The sequence below is a fragment of the Cedecea sp. NFIX57 genome (genome assembly GCF_900177785.1).
Taxonomy (GTDB): Bacteria; Pseudomonadota; Gammaproteobacteria; order Enterobacterales; family Enterobacteriaceae; genus Cedecea; species Cedecea neteri_C.
The window spans coordinates 65276-91596 of sequence record NZ_FXAS01000015.1 but is presented as its reverse complement, the minus strand read 5'-3'; the positions used below and the strand labels follow the sequence as shown (position 1 = coordinate 91596).

The following is a 26321-nucleotide window of genomic DNA, read 5'->3' as shown; positions in this document are numbered from 1 at the left end:
CGCACAAAATAGTCTTTTAAAAATAAGGGATATTTTCCTCTCTTATGACCGGAGACGATATGCACATTGGGTTTATTGGCGTGGGCAGCGTGATAGAAACGGCTTACCTGCCGGCGATTCAGCGGCTTTCCCGACGAGATGTAGTTTGCTATGGGTTTGATCCCGCCCCGCGCTACCGCTCTGATGTCATCACGCTTCTCCCCTCCTTAACCCAGCTTCTGGCGCTGCCGCTTGATCTGGTGTTTATCACCACCTCATCGCTCCAGCATTGGCCGATGCTGAAACAGGTTTTACAGCAAAGTTCAGTGCCCATCGTGGTGGAAAAACCCGTCGCGGCAACGCTTCAGCAACTCGACGAACTGGCATCATTGTTATGCGATCCGGCCATTGCCGCGCGAGTGCTCGCGCTGGATCACTGGATGGTAAGAACCGATGCGGCACGTTTTATCGACCGCCTTGAAGATATCGATCGTATCGAGGGATTCCTGCTGGAACCCAGCGGGTTTAATGCCGCCGGAGAGCCCATTGCGCTGAATTTTGCCACCGGCGAGCCCGATACTCGCGAGCTGCGCCACCCGGACGGCGTTATCGTGGACATCGGCACGCACGTGCTGGCGATGATGCGGGAAACGCTGATGCAGGTGGGTGCTGGTGAAGCGCTAGAGCTGGAGTTGCTGCTTGCCAAAGACCGGCTCGGCAACAGTATTTTGCCCGGCGATGTCACCACGGCAGAAGGCCAGGCGCTGCTACGAGGGGAGATGGGCGGCATACCCTGCGTGCTGCAACTGAACAAATATGCCGGGCCAGCCGGTGGGCAAAAAGGCATCAACATTGTGCTAAAAGATGGCAGACTGATTGCCGTTGACCGACGTGGAGTGGACGAAACCCTGAGTGTTGACGAAGAGGTAAAACTGGATATAAGCGGGCCGCTGTACGACCGCTGCCTCGGAGAGATTATTTTTGCTGGCAAAACGCTGTTTGAGCAGGATCCAGAGGCGATTCCCGCCTTAACCCGCCGCAGAATTCAGGAAGTCAGGGCTTTATTGACGCTGCAGCAAACGCTGCGCGGCGAGCACTAGAAACACAAAACCCGCCGGAGGGCGGGTTTGTTTTAAGCCTCGATATCAGGCTTTGTTGAGCACCAGCTGGCCTTTGCTGTCCAGCGGGATCTGGGTGCCAGGGTCTTTATCCATGCGGATTTTGCCCTGCTGATCGCCGATTTTGTAGGTCACATCATAACCGAGCATTTTTTCTGATTTGTCATACACGGTCTTACAGCGCTGCTGGGTGGTGGTGTAGGTATCCCCATCCTGCATCGCGCCCTGCACCTGGTTTCCGGCATAACCGCCGCCCAGTGCGCCCACAACCGTGGCAACATCCTTCCCACGTCCACCGCCAAACTGATGACCAATCACGCCCCCGGCTACCGCGCCCAGAGCAGAACCTAAAATACGGTTCTCATCCTGAACAGGTTTCCGGTGCGTCACGGCCACGTTGCGGCACTCCTGACGCGGTGTTTTAACCGTTTCCTTGATTGGCGTCGCTGACACCACCTGTGCATACTGAGGACCACGGTCAAATACATTCAAACTGGCTACCGCAGCCACGCCCAGCGCAGCGGCCACGCCAATACCTATACCCGCTAACATTGATTTATTCACAGGACATCCTCCTGACCTTGTTATTAACCTAATTTTGCACTGCGGTGACAATATTGAGAAATCAGACAACGGATCAAAAGTGCGGGATCGTGCGGTGAAAACGCGTGTTTAAGACAACTCCGATCAATCAGCCAGGAATATGCCGAGTTTTATGCTGTTCATTGGCAATAAAAAACCCGGCGCGATGGCCGGGTTTCGGAAGGGAATAAAACTTAGTGCAGCTTCAGGCGCGGACGAATCACGCGGTTGATGCTGCCCACCAGCATCATCAGGCCAGTTTTGAAGTAGCCGTGCAGCGCAATCTGGTGCATACGGTACAGAGAGATGTACACGAAGCGGGCGATGCGGCCTTCCACCATCATTGAGCCGCGCATCAGGTTACCCATCAGGCTGCCCACGGTGGAGAATTTGGACAATGACACCAGTGAGCCGTGGTCTTTATAGCTGTAAGCTTTGAGCGGCTGGCCTTTCATCTGCGCGAGAATGTTAGTCAGCGCGCGGGAAGCCATCTGGTGCGCTGCCTGAGCGCGAGGAGGCACGAAACCGCCTTCCGGGCGAGCGCAGGACGCACAGTCGCCGATAGCGTAGATGTCCGGGTCACGCGTGGTCTGCAACGTCGGCTCAACCACCAGCTGATTAATGCGGTTAGTTTCAAGCCCGCCGATCTCTTTCATGAAATCTGGCGCTTTAATACCTGCCGCCCAGACCATCAGATCCGCTGCAATAAACTCGCCGTCTTTGGTATTCAGGCCATGCGCTTCAGCGCTGGTGACCATGGTTTGCGTCAGCACGCGAACGCCAAGCTTGGTCAGTTCGCTGTGCGCGGCGGCAGAAATACGCGGCGGCAGCGCAGGCAGAATACGTTCCCCGGCTTCCACAAGCGTGACGTTCAGCGCTTCGTTGGTCAGCCCTTTGTAGCCGTAGCTGTGCAGCTGTTTAACGGCGTTATGCAGTTCCGCAGACAGCTCAACGCCCGTCGCGCCACCGCCCACGATAGCGATATTAACTTTCCCGTTCGCGCCGAGGTTGGCGGAGTATTTCAGGAACAGGTTCAACATCTCAGAATGGAAACGACGCGCCTGATGCGGGTTGTCGAGGAAGATGCAGTTCTCTTTCACGCCAGGCGTGTTGAAGTCGTTGGAGGTACTCCCCAGCGCCATCACCAGCGTGTCGTAAGGCAGCTTGCGCTCAGGCACCAGCAGCTCGCCCTTTTCATCGCGCAGTTCGGCAATGGTCAGCGTTTTGCTTTCGCGGTTGATATCCACCACGGAACCCAGCTGGAACTGGAAATGATGATTGCGCGCGTGGGCCAGGTAACTCAGCGCATCCACGCCTTCATCCAGCGAGCCGGTGGCCACTTCATGCAGCAGCGGTTTCCACAGGTGGCTGTGGTTGCGATCGACCAGAGTAATTTTGGCTTTTTTGCCGCGTCCCAGTTTTTTACCCAACTGAGTCGCCAGCTCCAGACCACCAGCGCCGCCGCCAACAATCACTATTTTTTTCAATGGTGTAGTCAACTTGACCCCCTAAAATATTAACCAATTGTTAATTAAAAGTTATCTAAATAACCTTTAATTAACAAAGGGTTACTGCACGTTTAACGCCAAACTTTATCGAGAATAACATGAAGGGTGCATTGGTCATACCAAAATTGATGTACATCAATTTTTATGCCGAAAAGATAAACAAAAAGGCCAGCGCTAGGCTGGCCTATGTTATTGCGCGGGAAAATTAACCTAAGGTTTTAAAAGCTTTAATGCGCTGTAAATGCGGGGAAATATTTTTGAATTTGTGGGTTTGCTGCTCGTCCCAGACGATTTCATAGTAGTGATGCAGCGCCTCTGCCGTGCGCCGATTGTCCAGCGCTTCGTCGTTGCGCGACAGAATAGCCAGGCAGCGGTCGCGGTTCTTCTCACGGAAGTTTTGCACGCACTTGGTGGTGATATCCGCGTACTCTTCCGGCCGGTCGATCTTCCCTTCCATGTTTTCATGGGGGTAAAGGTTCGGGTTAAAAATAACCTGCCGCATATCGCAGAGAAAACCAATGCGCTCCGCCCAGAACCCACCGAGGCCGACGCCGCAAATTAAGGGGCGTTCGTCGTCGGTAAGCTGCTGCATCTTGTCGACTTCCTTCAGCAGATGCTGCATGTCGTGCTTCGGATGCAGCGTACTGTAGCTAATCAGCCGCACATCGGGGTCGATAAACTGAAGCTGCAGCACTTTTTCATGGTTACCGGGACTGTTTGAGTCAAAACCGTGCAAATAGATAATCATCGCATCCTCACCACATGAATATTAGCCCGCTTTATGCGCCTGCCACTGCTCGTGCAGCGCTTCCAGCTGCTGGTTCACCTGCTTCCAGCGATCGGATGAACGCAGCTCATCGCGGGTAAATGACCCTTTATGATACAAACCTGTAACACGCTCTGCTTTGACCGGCGACAGGTTATCCAGCACGCTCACCGCCCCTTTACGATTATTGCAGACGAGGATCATATCGCAACCGGCGTCCAGCGATGCCTGACCGCGTTCGGCATAGCTGCCCATGATAGCCGCGCCTTCCATCGACAAATCGTCGGAGAAAATCACGCCATTAAAGCCCAGCTCGCCGCGCAGGACCGTTTTCAGCCAATACTCAGAGCCGCTTGCCGGGCGAGGATCAACTTCATCATAGATAACGTGCGCAGGCATGATGGCATCCAGCTTATTCTCGCTAATCAGCGAGGCAAAAATGCGCATGTCATGCTCGCGAATTTCCGCCTTCGGGCGTGGGTCGTGAGGGGTTTCTTTGTGGGAATCGGCGGTAACCGCCCCGTGGCCCGGGAAGTGTTTGCCGGTGGTTTTCATGCCCGCAGCATGCATCCCGTCGATAAAATGCGTGGCCATTACCAGCGCTTTGGCCGGATCTTCGTGGTAAGAGCGTTCCCCAATGGCCGCGCTGATGTGCCCGATATCCAGCACCGGCGCAAAGCTGATGTCGATATCCATGGCGATCATTTCGCTCGCCATTAGCCAGCCTGCCTCTGCTGCCAGCTTACCGCCCTCTTCCAGGCCACGGAGTGCCGCAAAAGATTGTGCCGCAGGCAGACGGGTAAACCCTTCGCGGAAGCGCTGCACGCGGCCGCCTTCCTGATCGACGGCGACAACCAGACGATGACGCGAAGCTTCACGGATCTGGCTGACCAGCTCACGCAGCTGCTCCGGGTCGTGGTAGTTGCGGGTAAAAAGAATCAAACCGCCCACCAGCGGGTGCTGCAAAATTTCACGCTCTTCCGCATCCAGCTCGAAGCCAGCCACATCCAACATTACTGGGCCCACAATACTCTCTCCTGATGTTTGCTCGCCCGCAGCGCGCACCATGCGTCGTCTGCCAGCGTAATAAAATGTTGCTCCCCGGTTTGCCGCCAGCGGCATTCATACCAGGACGCCATAAGTAACGTTATCCATGGCCGCCAGCGCGCAACCTGCAGGCGCAGGGCTTCGAGACTTAGTGAAGCCTGGGCAGCATATAGCGCTAACAACGCTTCGCTGTCGACAGCGTTCGCCGCCAGCACGGCGGCCAGCTCCAGCGCAATATCGCCGTCTCCGGCGTATTCCCAGTCTATAAGCCCCAGACGATTGCCCGGTTGCCGCACCAGATTGCCCGCGTGAACATCCATATGCAGAGGGGCCAGCCGAAGAGGCCGGGGCTCCTTGCAACGCTTCAGGCGTTTTAATTCACGCAGCCAGGCCAGGGTTCGCCTGTTCGGGTCACTTTCCTGCCAGTAAAACTCAAGCAGCGGGACCAGGCTTATGCGCCAACCAAACGGTTTCTGCCGGTGAAGATAATACAATAAGCCCGTTAATTCAGTGAGCGGGGCCAGGTTCGGCAAAACCTCGCCGTCAAGCCAGCGGGTGAACAGCCAGCCTTCCGCCAGGCACCAGGGCTCAGGCGCAATACCGCCAGGCAACTGCCTGAGAGCGCGATGATGCCGCCGAAGGGAAATCCCAGGTAAACGCTGTTCGGGCAGCTTTCTTGCCGTAAAGAGCCCTGATCCTGTATCCACGCGGTAACTTGTCCCGCTCAATCCTTCGAGCGCGGAAACACAACCGGCGGCCTGAGCCGCCGGAAGGTATCGAGTCACTGCCGCATCGAGCGATGCTTTAGTTGGTTTGCTGAACAGCACCGCTACCCGACCAGATGATTTCGCCGGTTTGCACCAGCATCAGCTGCATTTTCAGCGTAGGCGTGTTCACGTTGCCGCTGGCGTTGGTGTAAAGCACGTACTGGGCGCCGGTGTTACGCGCAATCCCAATGGCTTTGCTTCGCGTGCCTAAGCTGTCCTGTGGGGAAAGCCCAAGCTGCTGCTTAGCCATCGAGAGCTGCTGCGCAGAGACCAGCGTGAACTTATTATTGTTGGCCAGCGCACCGCGCAGGGCTTCCGTCGCGCTGCTGGTTTGCAGGCTGCCGTTAGTGCGGTTGTTGACGCTGTCCACCAGCAACACGCTACCCGGCGTCACGCCATCAGCCTGCAGCATTTTACCGACCATCGGCTGCATGGCACTGTTCCAGTCGTAGGTGCGAACCTTAGGCTGAGCCGGAATAGTAGGCTCTGGCTGTTCCACAGGGCCAGGCTGCGTCGGCACGGTCGGTACCGTTGGCACGGTAGGCTCCGGCTGAGCAGGCTGCTCTACGCCAGGTTTGGCTTCTTCTACCGGGGCAGGCTGTTCGCCGCGATTAATACACCCGGTCAGGATCAGCGCCACCGCAGTGACGGCCAGATAACGATGAAGTCCCCTAATCAAAATTCGCTCCTTACAGAGAGAGAAAGACGTACTTTTTTGGCCCCCGGCCAGGCTGCAGTCGAGTCAATGCGCTGCGAAGACTGCCCCGGGAGGGTAACGGTACGTACTTTTTCAAGCGGGTGGATTTCCAGCCCTTTTGCATCGTACCAATAGAAACGGTAGTACAGCGTGACCGGCTTATGCTGCTCATTATACAGCGATGATTCGGCCACCGTGGCACCGTTCTGCTGAGAGATATCCGGTTTTTCCGCGCTAATCCCGGCCGCTAACACCGCAGATTCCATGACCAGGGTTTGGTCGTTGTTTACCGGAATGGCAGGGCGAGAACTACAGCCCGCCACCAGCAGCATCGCTAACAGACTCAGGGAAAAGCGCGACATGGGATCAGTCCTTATGCGCCAGCATTGGGCCTAACGGACGGCCACCCAGCAGGTGCATGTGAATATGGTACACCTCCTGCCCACCGTGACGGTTGCAGTTCATGATCAGGCGGTAGCCGTCAGCGGCGATACCTTCCTGTTCCGCAATTTTAGCTGCAACGGTCATCATCCGCCCTAGCGCAAGCTCATGTTCAGCTTTGACGTCATTGGCCGTTGGGATAAGCACGTTTGGAATGATAAGGATGTGGGTCGGTGCCTGAGGGGAAATATCACGAAACGCGGTAACCAGATCGTCCTGGTAAACTACATCCGCCGGAATTTCACGACGAATAATTTTACTGAAAATAGTTTCTTCGGCCATGAGCGGTTCCTTGAAGGAGAAAACGGTGTTGGGAGTATGAGCGAGGCGCTCACTTGACTCAACCTTCTGCGCGCTTTTCTTTCGTTAAGTGCTGGCCTTTAAAACAAATTCGTCTTTTTTCTGCAACAAAAAAGGGAGGCTTTCGCCTCCCTTATCGCTCCCCGAACAAACTTAGTTGTTACGGATCCACTCATCCATTTCGGTTTTCAGGTTATCGGACTTGGTGCCGAAAATAGCCTGAACGCCGGAACCTGCGACAACCACACCTGCTGCACCCAGTTTTTTCAGGCCAGCCTGGTCAACTTTAGCCACGTCGGCCACGCTAACGCGCAGACGGGTGATACAAGCGTCGAGGTTAGTGATGTTTTCTTTACCGCCGAATGCGCTAACCAGAGCAGGTGCCATTTCGCTGGTTGCGCCAGCGGTGGTTTCTGCGGTGGCGTCTTCACGACCCGGGGTTTTCAGATCCAGTGCCTTAATCAGTACGCGGAAGATGGTGTAGTACACGATCGCGTAGCAGATACCGACAATTGGGAACAGCCACAGCTTGCTGCTGTTACCGCTCAGTACGATGAAGTCAATCAGACCGTGGGAGAAGGACGTCCCGTCACGCATACCCAGCAGGATACAGATAGGGAATGCCAGACCCGCCAGAATCGCGTGAATCACGTACAGAATCGGTGCCACGAACATGAAGGAGAATTCGATTGGCTCGGTGATACCGGTCAGGAACGAAGTCAGCGCCGCGGAGATCATGATCCCGCCCACTTTTGCACGGTTCTCTGGTTTAGCAGAGTGCCAGATAGCAATAGCCGCAGCCGGCAGGCCGTACATTTTGAACAGGAAGCCACCGGACAGTTTGCCCGCAGTTGGGTCGCCTGCCATGTAGCGAGGGATGTCGCCGTGGAATACCTGGCCCGCAGCGTTGGTGTATTCACCGATCTGCATCTGGAATGGAACGTTCCAGATATGGTGCAGACCAAACGGTACCAGGCAGCGCTCGATGAAGCCATAGATACCGAAGGCAACAACCGGGTTCTGGTATGCAGCCCACTGAGAGAAGGTCTGGATAGCGGTACCGATTGGTGGCCAGATGAAGGACAGTACTACGCCGGTGAAGATAGCCGCCAGACCGGAGATAATCGGTACAAAGCGTTTGCCGGCGAAGAAGCCCAGATACTCAGGCAGCTTGATGCGATAGAAACGGTTGAACATGTAGGCCGCAATTGCACCGGAGATAATACCGCCAAGCACACCGGTATCCGCCAGGTGTTTAGCTGCAATTTCTTCCGCAGGCAGGTGCAGGACCAGAGGCGCGACCACGGCCATGGTTTTCACCATGATGCCATAGGCAACAACCGACGCCAGGGCAGATACGCCATCGTTGTTAGTGAAGCCCAGCGCCACACCGATAGCAAAAATAAGCGGCATGTTGGCGAAGACTGAACCGCCCGCTTCCGCCATAACGTGAGAGACAACGACCGGCAGCCAGCTGAAGTTTGCAGACCCGACGCCCAGCAGGATACCTGCGATAGGCAGTACGGAGACTGGCAGCATCAGCGATTTACCCACCTTTTGCAGGTTAGCAAATGCATTCTTAAACATAATAGAGAGTGCTCCTGAGTATTTGTGCTTTTTTTGTACGCATTTACGCATCGAACCGGGGGGAGAACCGGTTCATAAACAGGACATCTAAGTGTCCTTTTATTTATTACGCAGAGTAAAATAAATAACGAAAACTTTGTTTGACGGCTATCACGTTTCTCAGCCGATCGCGCGAAAAACTTTCATTAATTTACATAACACGCGTACAAATAGTTCAAAACGAGCGTGCACCGCTCATTTTATGGCGGTGCACTTTACTCGCTTAGGCTATTAATTACGAGCTTTAAAATAACTATGAATTTCAGAGAGATTGCAGGCGGGATAAGGGGACGTGGAACAAATCAGCAAAGTTCTGCGTGGTGGCAATAGCCAGTTCTTCCAGCGAAACGCCCTTCAGTACGGCCATATATTCGGCAACATCACGCGTCATGGCCGGCTGGTTTTCTTTCCCGCGATGTGGCACTGGTGCAAGATACGGGGAGTCTGTTTCCACCAGCATTCTGTCCAGCGGGACATAACGCGCGGCGTCACGCAGCTGCTCGGCATTCCGGAAGGTCACTATCCCGGAAAAAGAGATGTAAAACCCCATATCCAGCAGTTTACCCGCCGTTTCTCTGTCTTCCGTGAAACAGTGTAGTACCCCGCCGCACTCTGTCACTTTTTCTTCCTGCAGAATGCTCAGCGTATCGGCGCGGGCATCACGTGTGTGGACGATCACCGGCTTGTTCAGTTCGCGGCCAATGCGGATATGGTTACGGAAAGATTCCTGCTGGCGCGGTTTTGTTTCCGGCGTATAGAAGTAATCCAGCCCGGTTTCCCCCATCGCGATAACGCCGGGTTCGGCGGCCAGGCGGCGCAGCTCTTCAACGTCGTACTCTTCGTCCTGGTTCAGCGGATGTACGCCACACGAGAAGGCCACGTTGTTACGCTCCCCCACCAGCTCACGCATTCCCCGATAACCCTCAAGGGTAGTCGCCACAGCCAGGCAAAACTTCACGTCCCTGGCGGCCGCTTTTTCCAGAACGTCATCGACGTTTTTATGCAGGGATTGATAATCCAGGCCATCGAGATGGCAGTGTGAGTCGACCAGAAACATAGTAATACTCTTAGAGATGATGTGAGTGAAGCAGTGCGCCTGGCTGAGCCAGACGCTCCCACGTAAGAAGGCTTTCCGTGAGCAGAAGCTCGCGGTTAACGCCGACTACGTTAAGTAAAGCATCGCGGCAGGTGAACCAGTGGTGAAGCAGGCTTTGTAACACGCCCGGAGAGTAGCGTCCGCCAAGGCTTGCCACCAGCGGCTGCACATCCGCGTTGGTGAGCCATGCCCCTGCCCCTTGCTGCCACTTGAGGGCATCAACCAGCAGCGCGCAAAGCCAGTGGACGCGGCGGGCAGCATCCTCATGATTTAATGCAGGCAAAAGCGCCAGCATGTTGTTCGCCTCCCCTGCCTGAGTCAGCTTCTCGCAAAGCTGCTGGCGGGCCTTCCACTGCTCGGGCTGCAAAAGAGCCAGCGCTGCGGCAGGTGCCCCGGAACTAAGCCGCAGCGCCGCCTGAAGCTCTTCTGCAGAGGCCGTTATTTCGCGCCCCAGCCATGCCAGAGCAAAACGTTCGTCCGGTGGCGCAAGGTGCCAGTAAAGGCAGCGGCTGCGAAGCGTCGCGGGCAGGTGAGCAGGTTCGCGGCTGCTCAGAAAGAACCAGGTATTTTTTGGCGGCTCTTCCAGCGTTTTCAGCAGCGCGTTCGCCGCAGCTTCGGTGAGCAAATCGGCATCTTTAAGCCAGACAACTTTTGCCCCGCCCTGCTGAGCGTGGCCGTAAAGCTTTTCGGTGATGTCGCGCACGGCATCAATCCCGAGGCTGGATTTGCCTTTTTCTACTTCAAGGGAGTAGCTGTCAGGGTGCGTACCCGCCTGCATCAGCTGGCAGCTGTGGCAATGACCGCAGCTTTTATTGCCTTCCGGACTTTGGCACATCAGCCAGCGGCACAAGGCGTAGATTAAAGCATCATCCCCCAGGCCCGGCAGCGCGTGAACCAGCAGCGCATGATGCCCACGGCCCGCCTGATACTGGCCGATAAGCTGCTCGAACGCGCCGCGCAGCCACGGATACCATTTCACTGTTGCTGCTCCCGGAACCAACTGAGTACAGCTTCACGCACGGCCAGAGAAACGTCATCCAGCGGCTGAGTGGCGTCGATGGTTTTAATGCGGCTATCGCGACCTGCCAGTTCCAGATAACGCGCGCGCGTACGGTTAAAGAAGTCGATAGATTCCTGCTCGATACGATCAAGTTCGCCCCGGGCACGGGCACGGGTCAGCCCCACTTCAGGCGTCACGTCGAGATAAATCGTCAGGTCAGGATAAAAGTCACCCAGCACGGTGTTGCGCAGCGCCATCAATAACTGCTGGTCAATCTGACGTCCGCCACCCTGATAGGCCTGAGTGGAGAGATCGTGGCGATCGCCAATGACCCAGCTACCACGCACCAGCGCCGGTTTGATCACCGTCTCTACCAGTTGAATGCGCGCCGCGTAGAACATCAGCACTTCGGCTTTATCCGTTACTTTCTCATCACCGATCCCGGCATTGTTGAGCGTTAGCTCACGCAGGCGCTCGGCAAGCGGTGTGCCGCCAGGTTCACGCGTGAACGTCAGCTCGCTGATACCCAGCTCTTTTAAGGTCGCCACGACCACATTATGGGCATTGGTTTTCCCGGCGCCTTCCAGGCCTTCGATGACGATAAATTTACTGTCCATTTTTATCCTTGAGAGCTTTGATATACACCTGCACCGCTTTGTTATGGTTGGCGAGGTTTGTGCTAAACGTATGGCCACCTTTGCCGTCAGCAACAAAATAGAGATACGGCGTTTTTGCCGGATGCGCAGCCGCCTGCAATGACGCTTCACTCGGCACCGCAATCGGGCCTGGCGGCAGGCCGCTAATCACGTAAGTGTTATACGGCGTGGGCGTCTCGAGATCTTTGCGAGTGAGCTTACCATTATAGCTGTCCCCCATCCCGTAGATAACGGTGGGGTCAGTCTGCAGGCGCATGCCAATACGCAGGCGGTTAATAAAGACCGAGGCCACCTGGTCACGCTCGGCGGCGACCGCGGTCTCTTTCTCAATGATCGAGGCCATCGTCACCAGATCATTTTCGGTTTTGTAAGGCAGACCATCAACTTTACTTTCCCAGGCCTGACCCACAGCTTTAACCATTTTTTGATGCACACGCTTAAGCAAAGCGACATCTGTGGTGTTGGCGGTGTACATCCAGGTGTCCGGGTAGAACCAGCCCTCGACCCATTCATGGTGCTCAAATTTCAGCACCTCCGCCACGGTCGAATAGCTGTCGTCTTTTAGCGTGTGCTGAATGTATGGGGCATCTCGCAGCTGCTCGAGTAAATCGCTCAGGCGCATACCTTCCACAAAGCGCAGCGGGAACTGCGCCTCTTTCCCACTGGCCAGCAGGCGGAGCATGTCGGTAACTGTCATTCCGGGAGTAAGACGGTATGTACCCGCCTTAAATTTGGCCAGCTCCGGTTCAACGCGCAGCAACCATTGGAAAACTCGCGGGCGAGTAATCAGTTTTTCTTCATAAAGCTGGGTGCCCAGAGCTAAACGTCCGGTGCCCTGCTTCAGGGTGAAAATGGTTTCCTGTTTAATGGGCAGCGGCGCTTTTGCCAGCTGGCGCACTTTCCACATGCCTGCACCGGCGGCGATGCCAAGCACAATCAGCAAAACCAGAAAGAAACGAAACATTTTTTTCATCGGTAATCGGTTACTCACAAAGTGGCGCTAAGAAACAGTAAAGTTCACGCGATGTATAGTGCCAGTCCTGCGCCTGGTTCACCGGTACAACCGGCATGAGCGCATTGCAAATGATGACTTCATCCGCATCGGCCAGCGTTTCCAGGCCTTCATTGACCTCATGCAGCCGCCAGGAGGAATCAGCCAGGCACGCAATAATGCGCTGACGCATCGTGCCATTCACGCCCGCACCGTTAATACGCGGCGTATAAACGTCATCGCCTTTGCGCCAGAATAAATTAGCCGCACAGCATTCCACCAGGCTCCCCTGACTGTCAAGAACCAGCGCCTCATGAGCCACCGTCTGTTCAAGATGCGTACGAATAAGAACCTGTTCAAGCCGGTTAAGATGTTTAATGCCTGCCAGCGCAGGATTGATCCCTAACTTTATCGGGCTGAGCGCCAGTGTGATCCCCTGCTCGCGCCAGGCGGAATAAAAGGCAGGGTAAGGCGAAAGAGAGAGTATTCGCGTAGGCTGTGTGCAATTTGACGCACTGTAGCCACGCCCCCCGGCACCGCGAGAAATAATCACCTTGAGTACGGCACTGGTTTCAGTGGCTGCGAGCATGTTCATCTCATCGTTGAGTTCTGCCCAGTCAACCGGCCCTATCATTAATGCTTCGCAGGCTTGCTGCAGGCGGTGAAGATGATCCGCCTGAAAACATATTGCACCATCAATAACGCGGGAGGTGGTAAAGCAGCCGTCACCAAACTGAATCGCCCGGTCGTTCGCCGGTAGCGTTTCCTGCCATTGACCATTAATAAGAAACATAAGGATTCCTCAGGAGACGGAAGCGTAAGGTTGCCAGAGGCATTCGTGAACGACAAGAGGGGAATTCTGAACAGCAAAAGGGCCCGCAAGCGGGCCCTTTACGAAACGATTAGATCTTCTTGAAGATCAACGAACCGTTGGTACCACCGAAACCGAAGGAGTTACACAGGGTGTACTCCAGACCGCTCACCTGACGTGCTTCGTGTGGCACGAAATCCAGATCGCAGCCAACATCCGGGTTATCGAGGTTGATGGTTGGCGGCACGGCCTGATCGCGCAGCGCAAGGATGGAGTAGATAGATTCTACCGCACCCGCCGCACCTAACAGGTGGCCGGTCATCGATTTGGTTGAGCTCACCATCACGCGGCTTGCATCAGCACCAAAGATAGACTTAACCGCCTGCGTTTCGGCTTTATCGCCTGCTGGTGTAGAGGTGCCGTGGGCGTTGACGTAGCCAACCTGCCCTGCGGAGATCCCTGCATCGCGCAGTGCGTTTTCCATCGCCAGCGCAGCACCTGCGCCGTTTTCTGGTGGAGAAGTCATGTGGTAGGCATCGCTGCTCATACCAAAGCCAACAACTTCTGCATAAATTTTCGCGCCGCGTTTTTTCGCGTGTTCATACTCTTCCAGTACGATGACGCCTGCGCCGTCGCCCAGTACGAAGCCGTCACGATCTTTATCCCACGGGCGGCTCGCCGCTTGCGGGTTGTCGTTACGAGTAGACAGTGCGCGCGCCGCGCCAAAGCCACCAACGCCCAGCGGGCTACTGGCTTTTTCTGCACCACCTGCCAGCATCGCGTCTGCATCGCCATAGGCAATGATACGTGCTGCATGGCCAATATTGTGTACGCCAGAGGTACAAGCCGTGGCAATGGAAATGCTCGGACCACGCAGACCCAGCATAATGGTCAGGTGACCTGCTACCATGTTGACGATCGTTGAAGGCACGAAGAACGGGCTGATCTTACGAGGGCCACCATTAACTAAAGAAGAGTGGTTCTCTTCAATCAGCGTCAGGCCACCGATACCAGAGCCAATTGCAGCGCCGATGCGGTTCGCATTTTCTTCCGTTACTTCGAGGCCAGAATCCTGCATGGCCTGAATGCCAGCAACAATTCCATATTGAATGAATTCATCCATCTTGCGCTGATCTTTGCGCGAGATGATGTCTTCACAGTTAAAATCCTTTACTAAGCCAGCAAATTTCGTTGCATAGGCGCTAGTATCGAAATGGTCGATCAGGCTGATGCCACTCTGACCGGCAAGGAGAGCTTTCCAGGTAGACTCTACGGTATTGCCGACAGGAGACAACATGCCCAGTCCGGTCACAACTACACGACGCTTAGACACGTTTGTCCTCCAGGGAGGGAAAAAATACTAGTGGGACAATTCAGATAAAACTCAGGCGGTCGAATGACCGCCTGGAGATGTTCACTTACGCCTGGTGGCCGTTGATGTAATCAATGGCAGCCTGAACGGTGGTGATTTTCTCAGCTTCTTCGTCCGGAATCTCAGTATCAAACTCTTCTTCCAGAGCCATTACCAGCTCAACGGTGTCAAGAGAATCAGCGCCCAGGTCCTCAACGAAGGAAGCGGTGTTCACTACTTCTTCTTGCTTAACGCCCAGTTGTTCGCCAATGATTTTCTTAACGCGTTCTTCGATAGTGCTCATACTCTTAAATTTCCTATCAAAACTCGCTTTCGCGATGGTTTTCGTAGTGTATAAAATGTTGAAAAAGATGCAACCAAATCCCGGCTGGTCAAACCACGATTTTACGCTATTTTGCGGGCATTCGCCCAAATAACGCAAATATTTTTCACCGTGATTAAACCATATACATTCCGCCGTTGACGTGCAGGGTCTCACCAGAGATGTACCCAGCTTCGTCAGAGGCTAAAAATGCTACAGCACTGGCGATTTCATTTGCGTCGCCTAAGCGACCCGCAGGAACCTGCGCCAGAATACCCGCACGCTGTTCATCAGAGAGCGCACGCGTCATGTCCGTTTCAATAAAGCCCGGAGCAACAACGTTCACAGTAATACCGCGGGACGCGACTTCACGCGCCAGCGATTTACTGAAGCCAATCAAACCAGCCTTCGCCGCAGCGTAGTTAGCCTGACCAGCATTTCCCATGGTACCAACCACAGAACCGATAGTGATAATACGCCCATGACGCTTTTTCATCATAGCTCGCATTACCGCTTTTGACAGACGGAAAACAGATGACAGATTGGTTTCGACAATGTCGTTCCATTCGTCTTCTTTCATGCGCATCAGCAGGTTATCACGAGTGATGCCGGCGTTGTTCACCAGAATATCCACTTCGCCAAACTCTTTGCGAATGCTGTCCAGCACGGCTTCAATAGAAGCCGGGTCGGTCACGTTCAGCATGAAGCCTTTGCCGTTTTCGCCCAGATAATCGCTGATGGCCTGCGCGCCACTTTCGCTGGTCGCAGTCCCGATAACTTTTGCCCCGCGAGCCACTAAGGTCTCTGCGATGGCGCGGCCGATACCACGGCTAGCGCCGGTGACCAGCGCAATTTTTCCTTCAAAACTCATGGTTTTCCTCGTTTTATTGTTCAAGCGCCGCTGACAGCGTTGCAGGCTCATTAATGGCCGTTGCCGTCATGGTGTCAACAATACGTTTGGTCAGCCCGGTCAATACTTTACCTGGGCCCACTTCCAGCAGCTGGGAAACGCCCTGCGCCGCCATAAATTCCACGGATTTCGTCCACTGGACCGGGCTATAGAGCTGACGTACCAGCGCGCTGCGGATAGCGTCTGCCGCAGTTTCACACTTCACGTCAACGTTGTTCACGACCGGAATTGCCGGTGTGTTAAAGGTGATGTTTTCCAGAGCCACTGCCAGCTTATCCGCTGCAGGCTTCATCAGTGCGCAGTGGGACGGCACGCTAACCGGCAATGGCAGCGCACGTTTTGCGCCCGCTGCTTTACACGCAGCGCCTGCACGCTCAACGGCTTCTTTGTTACCGGCGATCACAACCTGGCCCGGGGAGTTAAAGTTCACCGGAGAGACAACCTGCCCCTGGGCTGACTCTTCACAGGCTTTTGCAATAGAAGCATCGTCCAGACCGATAATGGCAGACATCGCGCCAGTTCCTTCCGGAACGGCATCCTGCATCAGCTTGCCGCGCAGCTCAACCAAGCGAACAGCATCGGCGAAATCAATCACGCCGGCACAAACCAGCGCGGAATACTCGCCTAAGCTGTGGCCAGCTAACAGTGCAGGCGCTTTGCCACCCTGCTGCTGCCAAACGCGCCACAGGGCGACAGAAGCCGTCAACAGTGCAGGCTGAGTCTGCCAGGTTTTGTTCAGCTCTTCCGCTGGCCCTTGCTGCGTCAGCGCCCACAGGTCGTAGCCCAGCGCGTCAGAGGCTTCGCGGAACGTGGCTTCAATCACCGGATAGCTTGCCGCGAGATCGGCCAGCATGCCAACGGACTGGGAACCCTGTCCCGGAAACACCATAGCAAATTGCGTCATGTCGAAAATTCCTTTAATCAAAAACGAACCAGTGCAGAGCCCCAGGTGAAGCCGCCACCGAACGCTTCCAGCAGCACCAGTTGACCGCGTTTAATACGGCCATCACGTACCGCTTCATCCAACGCAGCAGGGACGGATGCAGCAGAGGTGTTGCCATGACGATCCAGGGTCACGACAACATTATCCATCGGCATACCGAGCTTCTTCGCGGTCGCGCTGATGATGCGCAGGTTAGCCTGATGCGGTACCAGCCAGTCGAGCGCCGTGCGATCGAGGTTGTTCGCAGCCAGGGTTTCGTCGACGATATGAGCCAGCTCGGTCACCGCGACTTTAAACACTTCGTTCCCGGCCATCGTCAGGTGAACTGAATTTTCAGGATTCACGCGATCGACGTTCGGCAGCGTCAACAGATCGCCATAACTACCGTCTGCATGCAGATGGGTAGAAATGATACCTGGTTCTTCAGACGCCCCTAGTACAACGGCACCCGCGCCGTCGCCAAAAATAATAATGGTACTGCGATCTTCAGGATCGCAGGTGCGTGCCAGCACATCGGCCCCGATAACCAGCGCATTTTTCACTGCGCCAGACTTCACGTACTGATCGGCAATGCTTAACGCGTAGGTAAAGCCTGCGCATGCCGCCGCCACATCAAACGCCGGGCAACCTTTAATTCCCAGCATCGCCTGAATTTGGCAAGCCGCGCTTGGGAAAGCGTGCGTGGAAGAGGTTGTCGCTACAACAATCAGGCCGATGTCATTTTTATCAATGCCAGCCATGTCCAGTGCATGAAGCGCAGCTTCATAACCCATGGTTGAAACGGTTTCATTCGGGCTCGCAATTCGGCGCTCACGGATACCTGTACGGGTGACAATCCACTCGTCAGTCGTATCAACCATTTTTTCCAGGTCAGCGTTAGTACGCACTTGTTCAGGCAGGAAGCTGCCGGTACCAATAATCTTCGTATGCATTTACGCTCAGTCACTCTTGGGTAATACAGATTCCAGGCGGGCAGCAATTCTGGTGGGAACTTGCCGCCGCACCGCCTGCACTGCCTGTTCAATCGCGACAGCAAACGCTCGCTGATTGGCCGCACCGTGACTCTTGATCACAGTGCCGCGCAATCCTAACAGACAGGCGCCATTATACTGGTCGGGGTTGAGGTGACTGAATCGCCGTGTCAGGCGCTTTTGTAGCCACTTCTTCAATATAATCAGCCACCACGACCTTTTTTTTCCTTCCCCCTGCGATTTGAGCAGTGAAAGGAACATTCTGACAACACCTTCCATCGTCTTGAGTGTGACGTTGCCGACAAAACCGTCACAGACCAGAACATCCGTCTTGCCGGTGAGCAATTCATTAGCCTCAAGGTATCCAATATAGTTCATTGAAGGCATTGTTTTTAATAATGCAGAGGCATCGCGGATGCTGTCCAGCCCCTTAGTCTCTTCTTCGCCGATATTCAGCAGCGCAACGCGCGGACGAGGAATACCCAGCACCTCTTCTGCCATCACGGACCCCATAATGGCAAACTGCACCAGCATCGTGCTGTCGCAGTCAACGTTGGCCCCGAGGTCAAGCACCACCGTTTTACCTTTTTGCTGATGAGGTAATACCGTCATCAGCGCCGGGCGCTCAATCCCGTCTATAGGCTTGAGCAGTAATTTCGCAAGCCCCATCAGCGCGCCAGTATTTCCGGCACTGATACAGGCTTCGGCTCGCCCTTCTTTAACCAGCTCCAGTGCAACGCGCATTGACGACCCTCGACTGGCACGGATCGCCTGAGAAGGTCTGGCATCACTGGCAATAACCGATTCCGCAGGAATAATCTGCAGACGCGAGCGTTGCTCGAAATCAGCTTTGGCAAGTAATGGCGTGATTGCGTCGGGATTGCCGACTAAAAGAAGATTAAGCGAAGAGTTAGAGTCCAGTGCCTGCAAAGCTGCAGGCACTGTCACGGAAGGACCGAAGTCCCCACCCATGGCATCTAACGCTAGGGTTAGACGTCTCAAGGTTGCGCCAGATTACTTAGCGATAACCTTGCGGCCGCGGTAGAAACCGTCGGCAGTGATGTGGTGACGCAGATGAGTTTCGCCAGAAACTTTGTCCACGGACAGGGTGGTGGTGGTCAGCGCGTCATGGGAACGACGCATGCCACGTTTGGAACGGGTTGGTTTATTCTGTTGTACGGCCATGGACCTTACTCCTCAATTACTTACGCTTTAAACTGGCTAATACGGCAAATGGGTTTGGTTTTTCCGCCTCTGGAGGCAGTTCACCAAAGACCATGTCCGCCTCGGACACTTCACAGTGTTCAGAATCATGCACCGGAACCACAGGCAGGGAGAGGATAACTTCATCTTCTACCAGCGCCCGCAGATCGATTTCACCGAATTCGTTAACCTCAATCGGCTCATACGCTTCCGGGAGTGCTTCAGCCTGTTCGTCAGAGCGGACCGGACTGAAACAATACGTTGTGTGAACATGATGTTCAAACGGTTTCCCGCAACGCTGGCATTCGAGCGTTACCGTGACCTTTGCATCGCCGGTCAAGACCGCGAGGCGCTGGTTATCGATAGCGAATCTCATGGAGCATTCTACATCAGTATCCACACTGACTACAGACTCGGCGATACGCTCAACCTGATCGGAAGCATACACTCCTTCATAATCAAGGCGTTTTTGAGCCGTACGAACCGGATCAAGAGTCAGGGGTAATTTTACCTTTTGCATAGGGCGCGCATATTAACTTTGTAACGTCATAGAGTCAAAGAAAAAGGCCTGGAAACAGCGCCTTTTGCCATTTCTACCCTAAATAGTTTAAGTTGCAGACAGCCGCCCGGCTCAGGTAAGTGAGCGCAGGTAACACCTCTGCGGCTTAAAATATGACGGGTATATTCGCACACATTGCGGTGGCACAGTTTAAAATGCCTTCATCCAATTCGCTATCTTTAATGAAAAAAATATGAAACCGATTGTTCTGGCTTCCACCTCCCCTTTCCGCCGCAGCCTGCTTGAAAAACTTGGCATGCCTTTTATTACAGCCGCTCCGGAAGTCGATGAGACACCGCTCGCAGGGGAAGATGCACGACACTTAGTGACTCGCCTGGCTCAGGCCAAAGCACAAGCCTTAAGAGAACGCTTTCCGGATCACCTCATTATCGGCTCCGATCAGGTTTGCGTTCTGAATAACCAAATAGCGGGAAAACCGCACACGGAAGAAAATGCCGTGCAGCAGCTATTGCTGGCCCGGGGGACTATCGTGACCTTTTATACCGGACTGGCTCTGTATAATTCGGCCAACGGGCAGCTACAAACGCAGTGTGAACCTTTTGACGTTCATTTTCGTCATTTGACGGAGGATGAAATTCGCCGCTACGTGCAAAAAGAGCAGCCACTCAATTGTGCAGGGAGTTTTAAAAGCGAAGGGTTGGGCATCACGCTGTTTGAAAGGCTGGAAGGAAAAGATCCGAACACGCTAATCGGGCTACCGCTCATCAGTTTGTGTGAAATGCTGCGCAACGAAGACTGTAACCCGCTTATGGCCTAATAAAAAATGCTCCGTCAACGCGGAGCATTTTTCTTTATTTGGCGTTGCGTAAAACCTGCAAGCAGCGCTTTAACTGATCGTCCAGCGGCGCTTCGATGCGAATCACTTCCCCGGTGTTCGGATGGGTAAACTTCAGCGCAGCAGCGTGCAGGAACAGACGATTCAGCCCGGTACCCGCAAGCTGCTTATCAAACTCACGGTCGCCATAACGATCGTCAAAGGCAATCGGGTGACCTGCGTGCAGAGTATGCACACGAATTTGGTGCGTGCGCCCGGTGACAGGGCTGCAGCGAACCAGCGTAGCGAACTCGTAGCGTTCTTCAACCTTGAAGCGAGTCTCGGAAGGCTTACCTTCGTTATTCACTCTTACGATGCGCTCGCCGCTCTGCAGAATATTTTTCAGCAACGGCGCCTGCACGACTTTTACGTGCGACTGCCATTGCCCGCGCACCAGCGCAAGGTAATCCTTCTGCATGCCTTTATCGCGCAGCTGCTCATGAAGGGAGCGCAGCGCAGAGCGTTTTTTAGCAACCAGCAAAACGCCGGAAGTATCGCGGTCAAGGCGATGCACAAGCTCAAGGAAACGGGCTTCCGGACGCAGAGCGCGCAGACCTTCAATCACCCCAAAGCTCAGGCCGCTGCCACCGTGAACCGCAGTCCCGGAAGGCTTATTGAGTACCAGAATATGGTCATCTTCATAAAGAATGACATCGGTAAGCGCAGCAACTTTTTGCAAATGCGGAGAAACGGCCTCTTCCTCACGCTCGGCAACGCGCACCGGCGGAATGCGTACTTCATCGCCCGCTTCCAGTTTGTATTCTGGCTTGATGCGTTTTTTGTTCACCCGCACCTCGCCCTTGCGGACGATGCGATAAATCATGCTTTTTGGCACGCCTTTTAGACGGGCGAGCAAAAAGTTGTCGATACGCTGCCCGGCCTCATCGGCCGAAATTGCAACGATTTTTACTGATGGAGTCTCTGTTTTCATGGTCGGCGATTCTAAATAGCCCTGGCGCATAGCGCCACTCATTTTTATGTGCTTAACTGACAATCTGTTCTGTTTTAAACCGTCCAGACCGCCTTTTTTCATGCCGTTTGTGGCAAGGTTAAAATAGCGGTTAAAAAACTGTAAGAAACGGGACGTTAATAGCAAAAGTCATCTTGCTATAACAAGGTTAGCAGTGGAATAATGTTGCGGTTTTCCGTGTTGAATCTTGTTAGAACAAGAAAGTTTGCGGAATACCCATTTTGCCTGAACGTCCATCCACGCAGCAATGGCGTAAGACGTATTGTACTTTCAGGCAGTTAGCGGGCTGCGGGTTGCAGCCTGACCGGTAATATGGAATCAACTCTTAAGAAATATTCTAAGGTTATTCCCACGATAATTGCGCTGTATTTCCGTATGAAATACAGGCAACCGACACTTTGCGCCTCTCAGCAAACGACAACCGTGAGGTTGGCGACACGCGTTTAGTCACGAGGCCATCGGTTCACTCCCGGTTAGCGTCACCATGCCCGCAGCTCTGTCGCCAATGTAAGAATAATGAGTAAGTTACGATGAAAAGAATGTTAATTAACGCAACTCAGCAAGAAGAGTTGCGTGTCGCCCTTGTAGATGGGCAACGTCTGTACGATCTGGATATTGAAAGCCCAGGACACGAACAGAAAAAAGCAAACATCTATAAAGGCAAAATCACCCGTATTGAACCAAGTCTGGAAGCGGCGTTTGTTGATTATGGCGCAGAAAGACACGGTTTCCTTCCTCTGAAAGAAATCGCTCGCGAATACTTCCCTTCGAACTACTCTTCCCACGGTCGCCCGAACATCAAAGACGTTCTGCGCGAAGGCCAGGAAGTGATCGTCCAGATTGATAAAGAAGAGCGTGGCAACAAAGGCGCGGCCTTAACCACCTTTATCAGCCTTGCGGGCAGCTATCTGGTGCTGATGCCAAACAACCCTCGCGCCGGTGGCATTTCTCGTCGTATCGAAGGTGATGACCGTACTGAATTAAAAGAAGCGCTTTCTTCCCTTGAACTGCCAGACGGTATGGGTCTTATCGTACGTACCGCAGGCGTGGGCAAGTCTGCCGAAGCGCTGCAGTGGGATCTGAGTTTCCGTCTTAAGCACTGGGAAGCCATTCAGAAGGCCGCTGAGAACCGCCCTGCTCCTTTCCTGATTCACCAGGAGAGCAACGTTATCGTCCGCGCCTTCCGCGATTACCTGCGCCAGGACATCGGCGAAATCCTGATCGATAACCCGAAAGTACTTGAGCTGGCTCGCCAGCACATTGCCGCCCTGGGCCGCCCGGATTTCAGCAGCAAAATTAAGCTCTACACCGGTGAAATTCCGCTGTTCAGCCACTACCAGATTGAGTCGCAGATTGAGTCCGCCTTCCAGCGTGAAGTCCGTCTGCCGTCCGGTGGCTCTATCGTTATCGATACCACCGAAGCCCTGACCGCCATCGACATCAACTCCGCGCGTGCAACCCGCGGCGGCGATATCGAAGAAACCGCTTTCAACACTAACCTTGAAGCGGCCGATGAAATTGCCCGTCAGCTGCGCCTGCGTGACCTTGGCGGCCTGATCGTTATCGACTTCATCGACATGACGCCGGTTCGCCACCAGCGCGCGGTTGAAAACCGCCTGCGTGAAGCCGTTCGCCAGGACAGGGCACGTATCCAGATCAGCCATATCTCACGTTTTGGCCTGCTGGAAATGTCACGCCAGCGTCTGAGCCCGTCCCTTGGCGAGTCCAGTCACCACGTCTGCCCTCGCTGCAGCGGCACCGGCACCATTCGTGATAACGAATCCCTGTCGCTCTCCATTCTGCGCCTGATTGAAGAAGAAGCGCTGAAGGAGAACACCAAAGAAGTTCACGCCATCGTCCCAGTGCCGATTGCCTCTTACCTGCTGAACGAAAAACGTGATGCGGTAAGCGCCATTGAAAAACGCCAGGGCGGTGTGCGCGCGATTATCGTGCCAAACGATCAGATGGAAACCCCGCACTACTCCGTACTGCGCGTACGTAAAGGCGAAGAAACGCAGACTCTGAGCTACATGCTGCCTAAGCTGCATGAAGAAGAGATGGCGGTGCCATCCGACGAAGAGTACACCGAGCGTAAGCGCCCTGAGCAGCCTGCTCTGGCCACCTTTGTGATGCCAGAAGTACCACCTGCGCCACAGGAAACCACGGCGGAGAAACCTGCTGTTGTCGCAGCGAAACCAGCCGCTCAGCTAAAAGCAGATACCGCGGCACAGCCAGGTCTGGTTAGCCGCTTCTTCTCTGCACTGAAAAAACTCTTCGCCGGCGACAGCGCTGCTGCTGAAGTGAAAGAAGTGAAGGAAGAAAAAGCAACTGGCTCTGATGCCCAGCGTCAGGATCGTCGTAACAATAACCGCCGTCAGAACAACCGCCGCGATCGTGGCGATCGTAATGAACGCGGTGATCGTAACAACCGCGATCGCGACAATCGTAATAACCGCGACGACCGCAACAATGAAACCCGTGAAGCTCGCGAACCGCGCGAAGGTCGTGACGACAATCGTCGTAACCGTCGTAACGGTCAGCAGCAGAACTCGGAGTCCCGCGAAGTTCGCCAGAACGCTGTAACAGCCGTTGACAATGCTGAAAAACAGCAGAAGTCCCGTGACGAGCAACAGCCACGTCGCGAGCGTAACCGCCGTCGCTCTGATGAGAAACGTCAGGCACAGCAGGAAGTCAAAGCGCTGCAGCAGGACAACGTTGTTGAACAGGATGCCGAGCAGGAAGAACGTACTCAGGTTATGCAGCGCCGTAAGCCGCGTCAGCTGAACCAGAAAGTTCGCTTCGAGTCTGCCGATACCGCTGCTGTGGAAGAAACTCAGGTTGCACAGACCAGCATCGAGCAGGCACCGATTGCGCTGCCGGCGGTTGTAGAAACCCCGGTGAATGCAGAGCAACAGGATGAAAACGGTGAAAACCGCGAAACTGCCGGTATGCCGCGCCGTTCACGTCGCTCCCCTCGTCACCTGCGCGTCAGCGGCCAGCGTCGCCGTCGCTATCGTGATGAGCGTTACCCGGCGGTATCTCCAATGCCACTGGCTGCGGCCTGTGCCTCTCCAGAGCTGGCATCCGGGAAAGTGTTCATCACTTACCCTGTTGCTCGTCCACAGGATCAGCTTGTTCAGGAAGAGGCCTTCCAGGCTCACGAAGACGTTCAGCACGTCAACGTGGCTGAGGCTGCAGCAGTAGAAGCCGTTGCCCCTGTTGAAGAAACTCAGGTTATCGAGCCGGTGAAAGCGGTGGAAACCGTTGTTGAAGCTGCCGTGGTGGAAACAGCCCATCCAGAAGTGATTGAAGCCCCGGTGGCTGAAGAGCCGCAGCCGGTTGCCGCAGTGGATGAAGCGCCTGTCGCAGAGATCGTGGAACACGTTACGCCTGCCGAGCAAGAAACTGTTCAAGTGGTTGCAGAAGCCAGTGAACCAGCGCCGGTGGCTGCAGAAGCTCCAGCGGTTGAAGAAGCGCCGGTTGCAGCTGTTGAAGAGGTAAAACCTGTAGTGGACGCAGTGCCAGTGGTAGAAACCGCGCCTGTAACACCAGCGGTTAACACCGAATCATCTGCTGTCGCTAAGCACGCTACAGCGCCAATGACCCGTGCCCCAGCTCCGGAATATACTCCGGAAGCACCGCGCCAAAGCGACTGGGTTCGCCCGGACTTTGGCTTCAGCGGGAAAGGCTCTGCCGGCGGTCATAGCGCCAGCCATCAGGCCACGGCACCAGCCACTCGCCCACAAAGCGTGGAGTAATTTCCAGCGCTAAGTAAAAAGCCGGTCACTTGACCGGCTTTTTTATTGCCCTGAACGGGCCAAAAAGTGAGATAAGCGTCAATCAATAAGATGTATTTAAAATGCACCTTATGATAAAAACAACCATCAATTGTATGATGTAATACTTGCAGGATTTATTGAGGAGAAACGTAACATGCTCCCTATACCGCAAAACTGCATTCATACCCGCTCTTCTCCCTTCTGGGATAAAGACTCTGCTCCCGCAGGCCTGTTTCAGCGGCATCTCGATAAAGGTACTCGCCCCGGCGTTTACCCTCGCCTCAGCGTCATGCAAGGCAAGGTTCGCTACCTGGGCTATGCCGATGCCACCACGCCCGAGCCAGAAACAGAACTGATCGTTGAAGCGGGCCACTTCGGCGTATTTCCACCTGAGAAATGGCATCACCTCGAGCTAATCACCGAGGATGCAGTCTTCAACATCGATTTTTTTGTCGCCCCAGAAGTGCTCCGCTCAATGTAATGCAAGAAGGAATCTTATTATGCTGACTATTCCCAAAAACTATCTACATACCCGCGCCACGCCGTTCTGGACGAAAGAGACCGCTCCTGCCGCTTTATTTACCCACCACAACACCAAAGCCGGCGTTTTTGGTCGCCTCTCCGTCATGCAAGGCGCGGTGAAATATTTTGGTTTTCCCGACGCCGACGCCACGGTTCCCGACGTGGAAATCATTATTGAGGCCGGATCCTTTGCTATTTCCCCGCCGCAGAAGTGGCACCGCATTGAGCTTCTGACCGATGACACTTATTTCAATATCGATTTCTTCGCCTCTCCTGAAGCGAAGCTGGAAGGCACCGGCCTGGGTAAAGTGGTCAACAGCCAGAGGCACTCATGATGGGCAAAGCAACCTATACCGTCAGCGTCACCAACAACAGCAACGGCGTCTCGGTTGACTATGAAACCGAAACGCCAATGACGCTCCTGATCCCGGACGTCGCCGCCGAAGTGGTCAAAGAGCTGGTCAATACCGTCCGCGCCTATGACACGGAAGACGAGCACGAAGTTTGCGGCTGGTGAAATTTATACAAAAAAAGCCCGCTCCGGGGTGCGGAAGCGGGCATATAAAGCGCG

The 26321-nt window shown here is 54.5% G+C and carries 29 protein-coding genes; 6 read left to right on the top strand and 23 right to left on the bottom strand.

Annotation, left to right across the window (positions count from 1 at the left end; translation table 11 throughout):
* Positions 1–59: 59 nt before the first annotated feature.
* On the top strand, positions 60–1079 hold the full coding sequence (locus tag B9Y90_RS14700) for a Gfo/Idh/MocA family oxidoreductase (RefSeq protein ID WP_085541654.1): 1020 nt from the start codon (positions 60–62) through the stop codon (positions 1077–1079).
* 45 nt (positions 1080–1124) lie between these two features.
* Here B9Y90_RS14700 and B9Y90_RS14695 read toward each other — a convergent pair whose 3' ends face one another.
* The 22 genes from B9Y90_RS14695 to yceD all read right to left on the bottom strand — a co-directional run bounded on the left by B9Y90_RS14695 (position 1125) and on the right by yceD (position 19605).
* Positions 1125–1661, bottom strand: coding sequence for a glycine zipper 2TM domain-containing protein (locus tag B9Y90_RS14695; RefSeq protein WP_071842726.1), 537 nt, complete (start codon positions 1659–1661; stop codon positions 1125–1127).
* Positions 1662–1873: 212 nt separating this feature from the next.
* Positions 1874–3178 (bottom strand): NAD(P)/FAD-dependent oxidoreductase, encoded by a 1305-nt coding sequence (locus tag B9Y90_RS14690; protein ID WP_085541653.1) that lies wholly within the window; start codon positions 3176–3178, stop codon positions 1874–1876.
* 214 nt (positions 3179–3392) lie between these two features.
* The gene (ycfP, locus tag B9Y90_RS14685; RefSeq protein ID WP_039291956.1) at positions 3393–3935 is read right to left on the bottom strand and encodes an alpha/beta hydrolase YcfP; all 543 of its coding nucleotides are present in this window, start codon (positions 3933–3935) and stop codon (positions 3393–3395) included.
* Positions 3936–3956: 21 nt separating this feature from the next.
* On the bottom strand, positions 3957–4979 hold the full coding sequence (nagZ, locus tag B9Y90_RS14680; RefSeq protein ID WP_085541652.1) for a beta-N-acetylhexosaminidase: 1023 nt from the start codon (positions 4977–4979) through the stop codon (positions 3957–3959).
* Complete coding sequence (gene thiK, locus B9Y90_RS14675; RefSeq protein ID WP_085541651.1) at positions 4967–5827, bottom strand: thiamine kinase; 861 nt, start codon at positions 5825–5827, stop codon at positions 4967–4969. Before thiK ends, nagZ begins: the two co-directional genes overlap by 13 nt.
* A complete protein-coding gene (lpoB, locus tag B9Y90_RS14670) occupies positions 5805–6446 on the bottom strand; it encodes a penicillin-binding protein activator LpoB (RefSeq protein WP_039291945.1) in 642 nt (213 codons plus the stop codon). The genes thiK and lpoB overlap by 23 nt, the downstream gene beginning before the upstream one ends.
* A complete protein-coding gene (locus tag B9Y90_RS14665) occupies positions 6443–6826 on the bottom strand; it encodes a YcfL family putative periplasmic lipoprotein (protein ID WP_039291943.1) in 384 nt (127 codons plus the stop codon). Before B9Y90_RS14665 ends, lpoB begins: the two co-directional genes overlap by 4 nt.
* A gap of 4 nt (positions 6827–6830) precedes the next feature.
* Positions 6831–7187 (bottom strand): purine nucleoside phosphoramidase, encoded by a 357-nt coding sequence (gene hinT / locus B9Y90_RS14660; protein WP_039291939.1) that lies wholly within the window; start codon positions 7185–7187, stop codon positions 6831–6833.
* A 171-nt stretch (positions 7188–7358) separates the two neighbouring features.
* Positions 7359–8792, bottom strand: a complete 1434-nt coding sequence (ptsG, locus tag B9Y90_RS14655; protein WP_039291936.1) for a PTS glucose transporter subunit IIBC — start codon at positions 8790–8792, stop codon at positions 7359–7361.
* A 301-nt stretch (positions 8793–9093) separates the two neighbouring features.
* On the bottom strand, positions 9094–9888 hold the full coding sequence (locus B9Y90_RS14650; RefSeq protein WP_039291933.1) for a metal-dependent hydrolase: 795 nt from the start codon (positions 9886–9888) through the stop codon (positions 9094–9096).
* A gap of 10 nt (positions 9889–9898) precedes the next feature.
* Complete coding sequence (gene holB, locus B9Y90_RS14645; protein ID WP_085541650.1) at positions 9899–10906, bottom strand: DNA polymerase III subunit delta'; 1008 nt, start codon at positions 10904–10906, stop codon at positions 9899–9901.
* Positions 10903–11544 (bottom strand): dTMP kinase, encoded by a 642-nt coding sequence (gene tmk, locus B9Y90_RS14640; RefSeq protein ID WP_085541649.1) that lies wholly within the window; start codon positions 11542–11544, stop codon positions 10903–10905. Before tmk ends, holB begins: the two co-directional genes overlap by 4 nt.
* Positions 11534–12556, bottom strand: a complete 1023-nt coding sequence (gene yceG, locus B9Y90_RS14635; protein WP_085541648.1) for a cell division protein YceG — start codon at positions 12554–12556, stop codon at positions 11534–11536. Before yceG ends, tmk begins: the two co-directional genes overlap by 11 nt.
* A gap of 10 nt (positions 12557–12566) precedes the next feature.
* Positions 12567–13367: an aminodeoxychorismate lyase gene (gene pabC, locus B9Y90_RS14630; RefSeq protein ID WP_085541647.1), complete on the bottom strand. Its 801-nt coding sequence runs from the start codon at positions 13365–13367 to the stop codon at positions 12567–12569.
* Between the two features lie 109 nt (positions 13368–13476).
* The gene (gene fabF, locus B9Y90_RS14625) at positions 13477–14718 is read right to left on the bottom strand and encodes a beta-ketoacyl-ACP synthase II (protein ID WP_071842725.1); all 1242 of its coding nucleotides are present in this window, start codon (positions 14716–14718) and stop codon (positions 13477–13479) included.
* Positions 14719–14803: 85 nt separating this feature from the next.
* Positions 14804–15040 (bottom strand): acyl carrier protein, encoded by a 237-nt coding sequence (acpP, locus tag B9Y90_RS14620; protein WP_004157115.1) that lies wholly within the window; start codon positions 15038–15040, stop codon positions 14804–14806.
* A 154-nt stretch (positions 15041–15194) separates the two neighbouring features.
* Positions 15195–15929, bottom strand: a complete 735-nt coding sequence (fabG, locus tag B9Y90_RS14615) for a 3-oxoacyl-ACP reductase FabG (RefSeq protein ID WP_008453466.1) — start codon at positions 15927–15929, stop codon at positions 15195–15197.
* Between the two features lie 13 nt (positions 15930–15942).
* Entirely contained in the window at positions 15943–16872 is a 930-nt protein-coding gene (gene fabD, locus B9Y90_RS14610) for an ACP S-malonyltransferase (protein WP_039291892.1), read from the bottom strand.
* Positions 16873–16889: 17 nt separating this feature from the next.
* Positions 16890–17843, bottom strand: coding sequence for a beta-ketoacyl-ACP synthase III (locus tag B9Y90_RS14605; protein ID WP_085541646.1), 954 nt, complete (start codon positions 17841–17843; stop codon positions 16890–16892).
* 6 nt (positions 17844–17849) lie between these two features.
* The gene (plsX, locus tag B9Y90_RS14600; RefSeq protein ID WP_072279078.1) at positions 17850–18884 is read right to left on the bottom strand and encodes a phosphate acyltransferase PlsX; all 1035 of its coding nucleotides are present in this window, start codon (positions 18882–18884) and stop codon (positions 17850–17852) included.
* Between the two features lie 12 nt (positions 18885–18896).
* A complete protein-coding gene (rpmF, locus tag B9Y90_RS14595) occupies positions 18897–19067 on the bottom strand; it encodes a 50S ribosomal protein L32 (RefSeq protein WP_016535856.1) in 171 nt (56 codons plus the stop codon).
* Between the two features lie 16 nt (positions 19068–19083).
* Positions 19084–19605, bottom strand: coding sequence for a 23S rRNA accumulation protein YceD (gene yceD / locus B9Y90_RS14590; RefSeq protein ID WP_039291882.1), 522 nt, complete (start codon positions 19603–19605; stop codon positions 19084–19086).
* 232 nt (positions 19606–19837) lie between these two features.
* Between yceD and B9Y90_RS14585 the strand changes: the two genes are divergently transcribed.
* Positions 19838–20422, top strand: a complete 585-nt coding sequence (locus B9Y90_RS14585) for a Maf family protein (protein WP_039291879.1) — start codon at positions 19838–19840, stop codon at positions 20420–20422.
* A gap of 34 nt (positions 20423–20456) precedes the next feature.
* On the opposite strand, the gene rluC is transcribed toward B9Y90_RS14585, so the two are convergent.
* On the bottom strand, positions 20457–21410 hold the full coding sequence (gene rluC, locus B9Y90_RS14580; protein WP_176227869.1) for a 23S rRNA pseudouridine(955/2504/2580) synthase RluC: 954 nt from the start codon (positions 21408–21410) through the stop codon (positions 20457–20459).
* Positions 21411–21979: 569 nt separating this feature from the next.
* Between rluC and rne the strand changes: the two genes are divergently transcribed.
* The 4 genes from rne (at position 21980) to B9Y90_RS14555 (ending at position 26267) form a co-directional block, all read left to right on the top strand.
* Positions 21980–25207 (top strand): ribonuclease E, encoded by a 3228-nt coding sequence (gene rne, locus B9Y90_RS14570; RefSeq protein WP_085541645.1) that lies wholly within the window; start codon positions 21980–21982, stop codon positions 25205–25207.
* Positions 25208–25382: 175 nt separating this feature from the next.
* Positions 25383–25709: a TehB family protein gene (locus B9Y90_RS14565; protein WP_085541644.1), complete on the top strand. Its 327-nt coding sequence runs from the start codon at positions 25383–25385 to the stop codon at positions 25707–25709.
* Positions 25710–25728: 19 nt separating this feature from the next.
* Complete coding sequence (locus tag B9Y90_RS14560) at positions 25729–26085, top strand: TehB family protein (RefSeq protein WP_085541643.1); 357 nt, start codon at positions 25729–25731, stop codon at positions 26083–26085.
* Complete coding sequence (locus B9Y90_RS14555; protein ID WP_008453480.1) at positions 26085–26267, top strand: DUF1869 domain-containing protein; 183 nt, start codon at positions 26085–26087, stop codon at positions 26265–26267. The genes B9Y90_RS14560 and B9Y90_RS14555 overlap by 1 nt, the downstream gene beginning before the upstream one ends.
* The last annotated feature ends 54 nt before the right edge of the window (positions 26268–26321 follow it).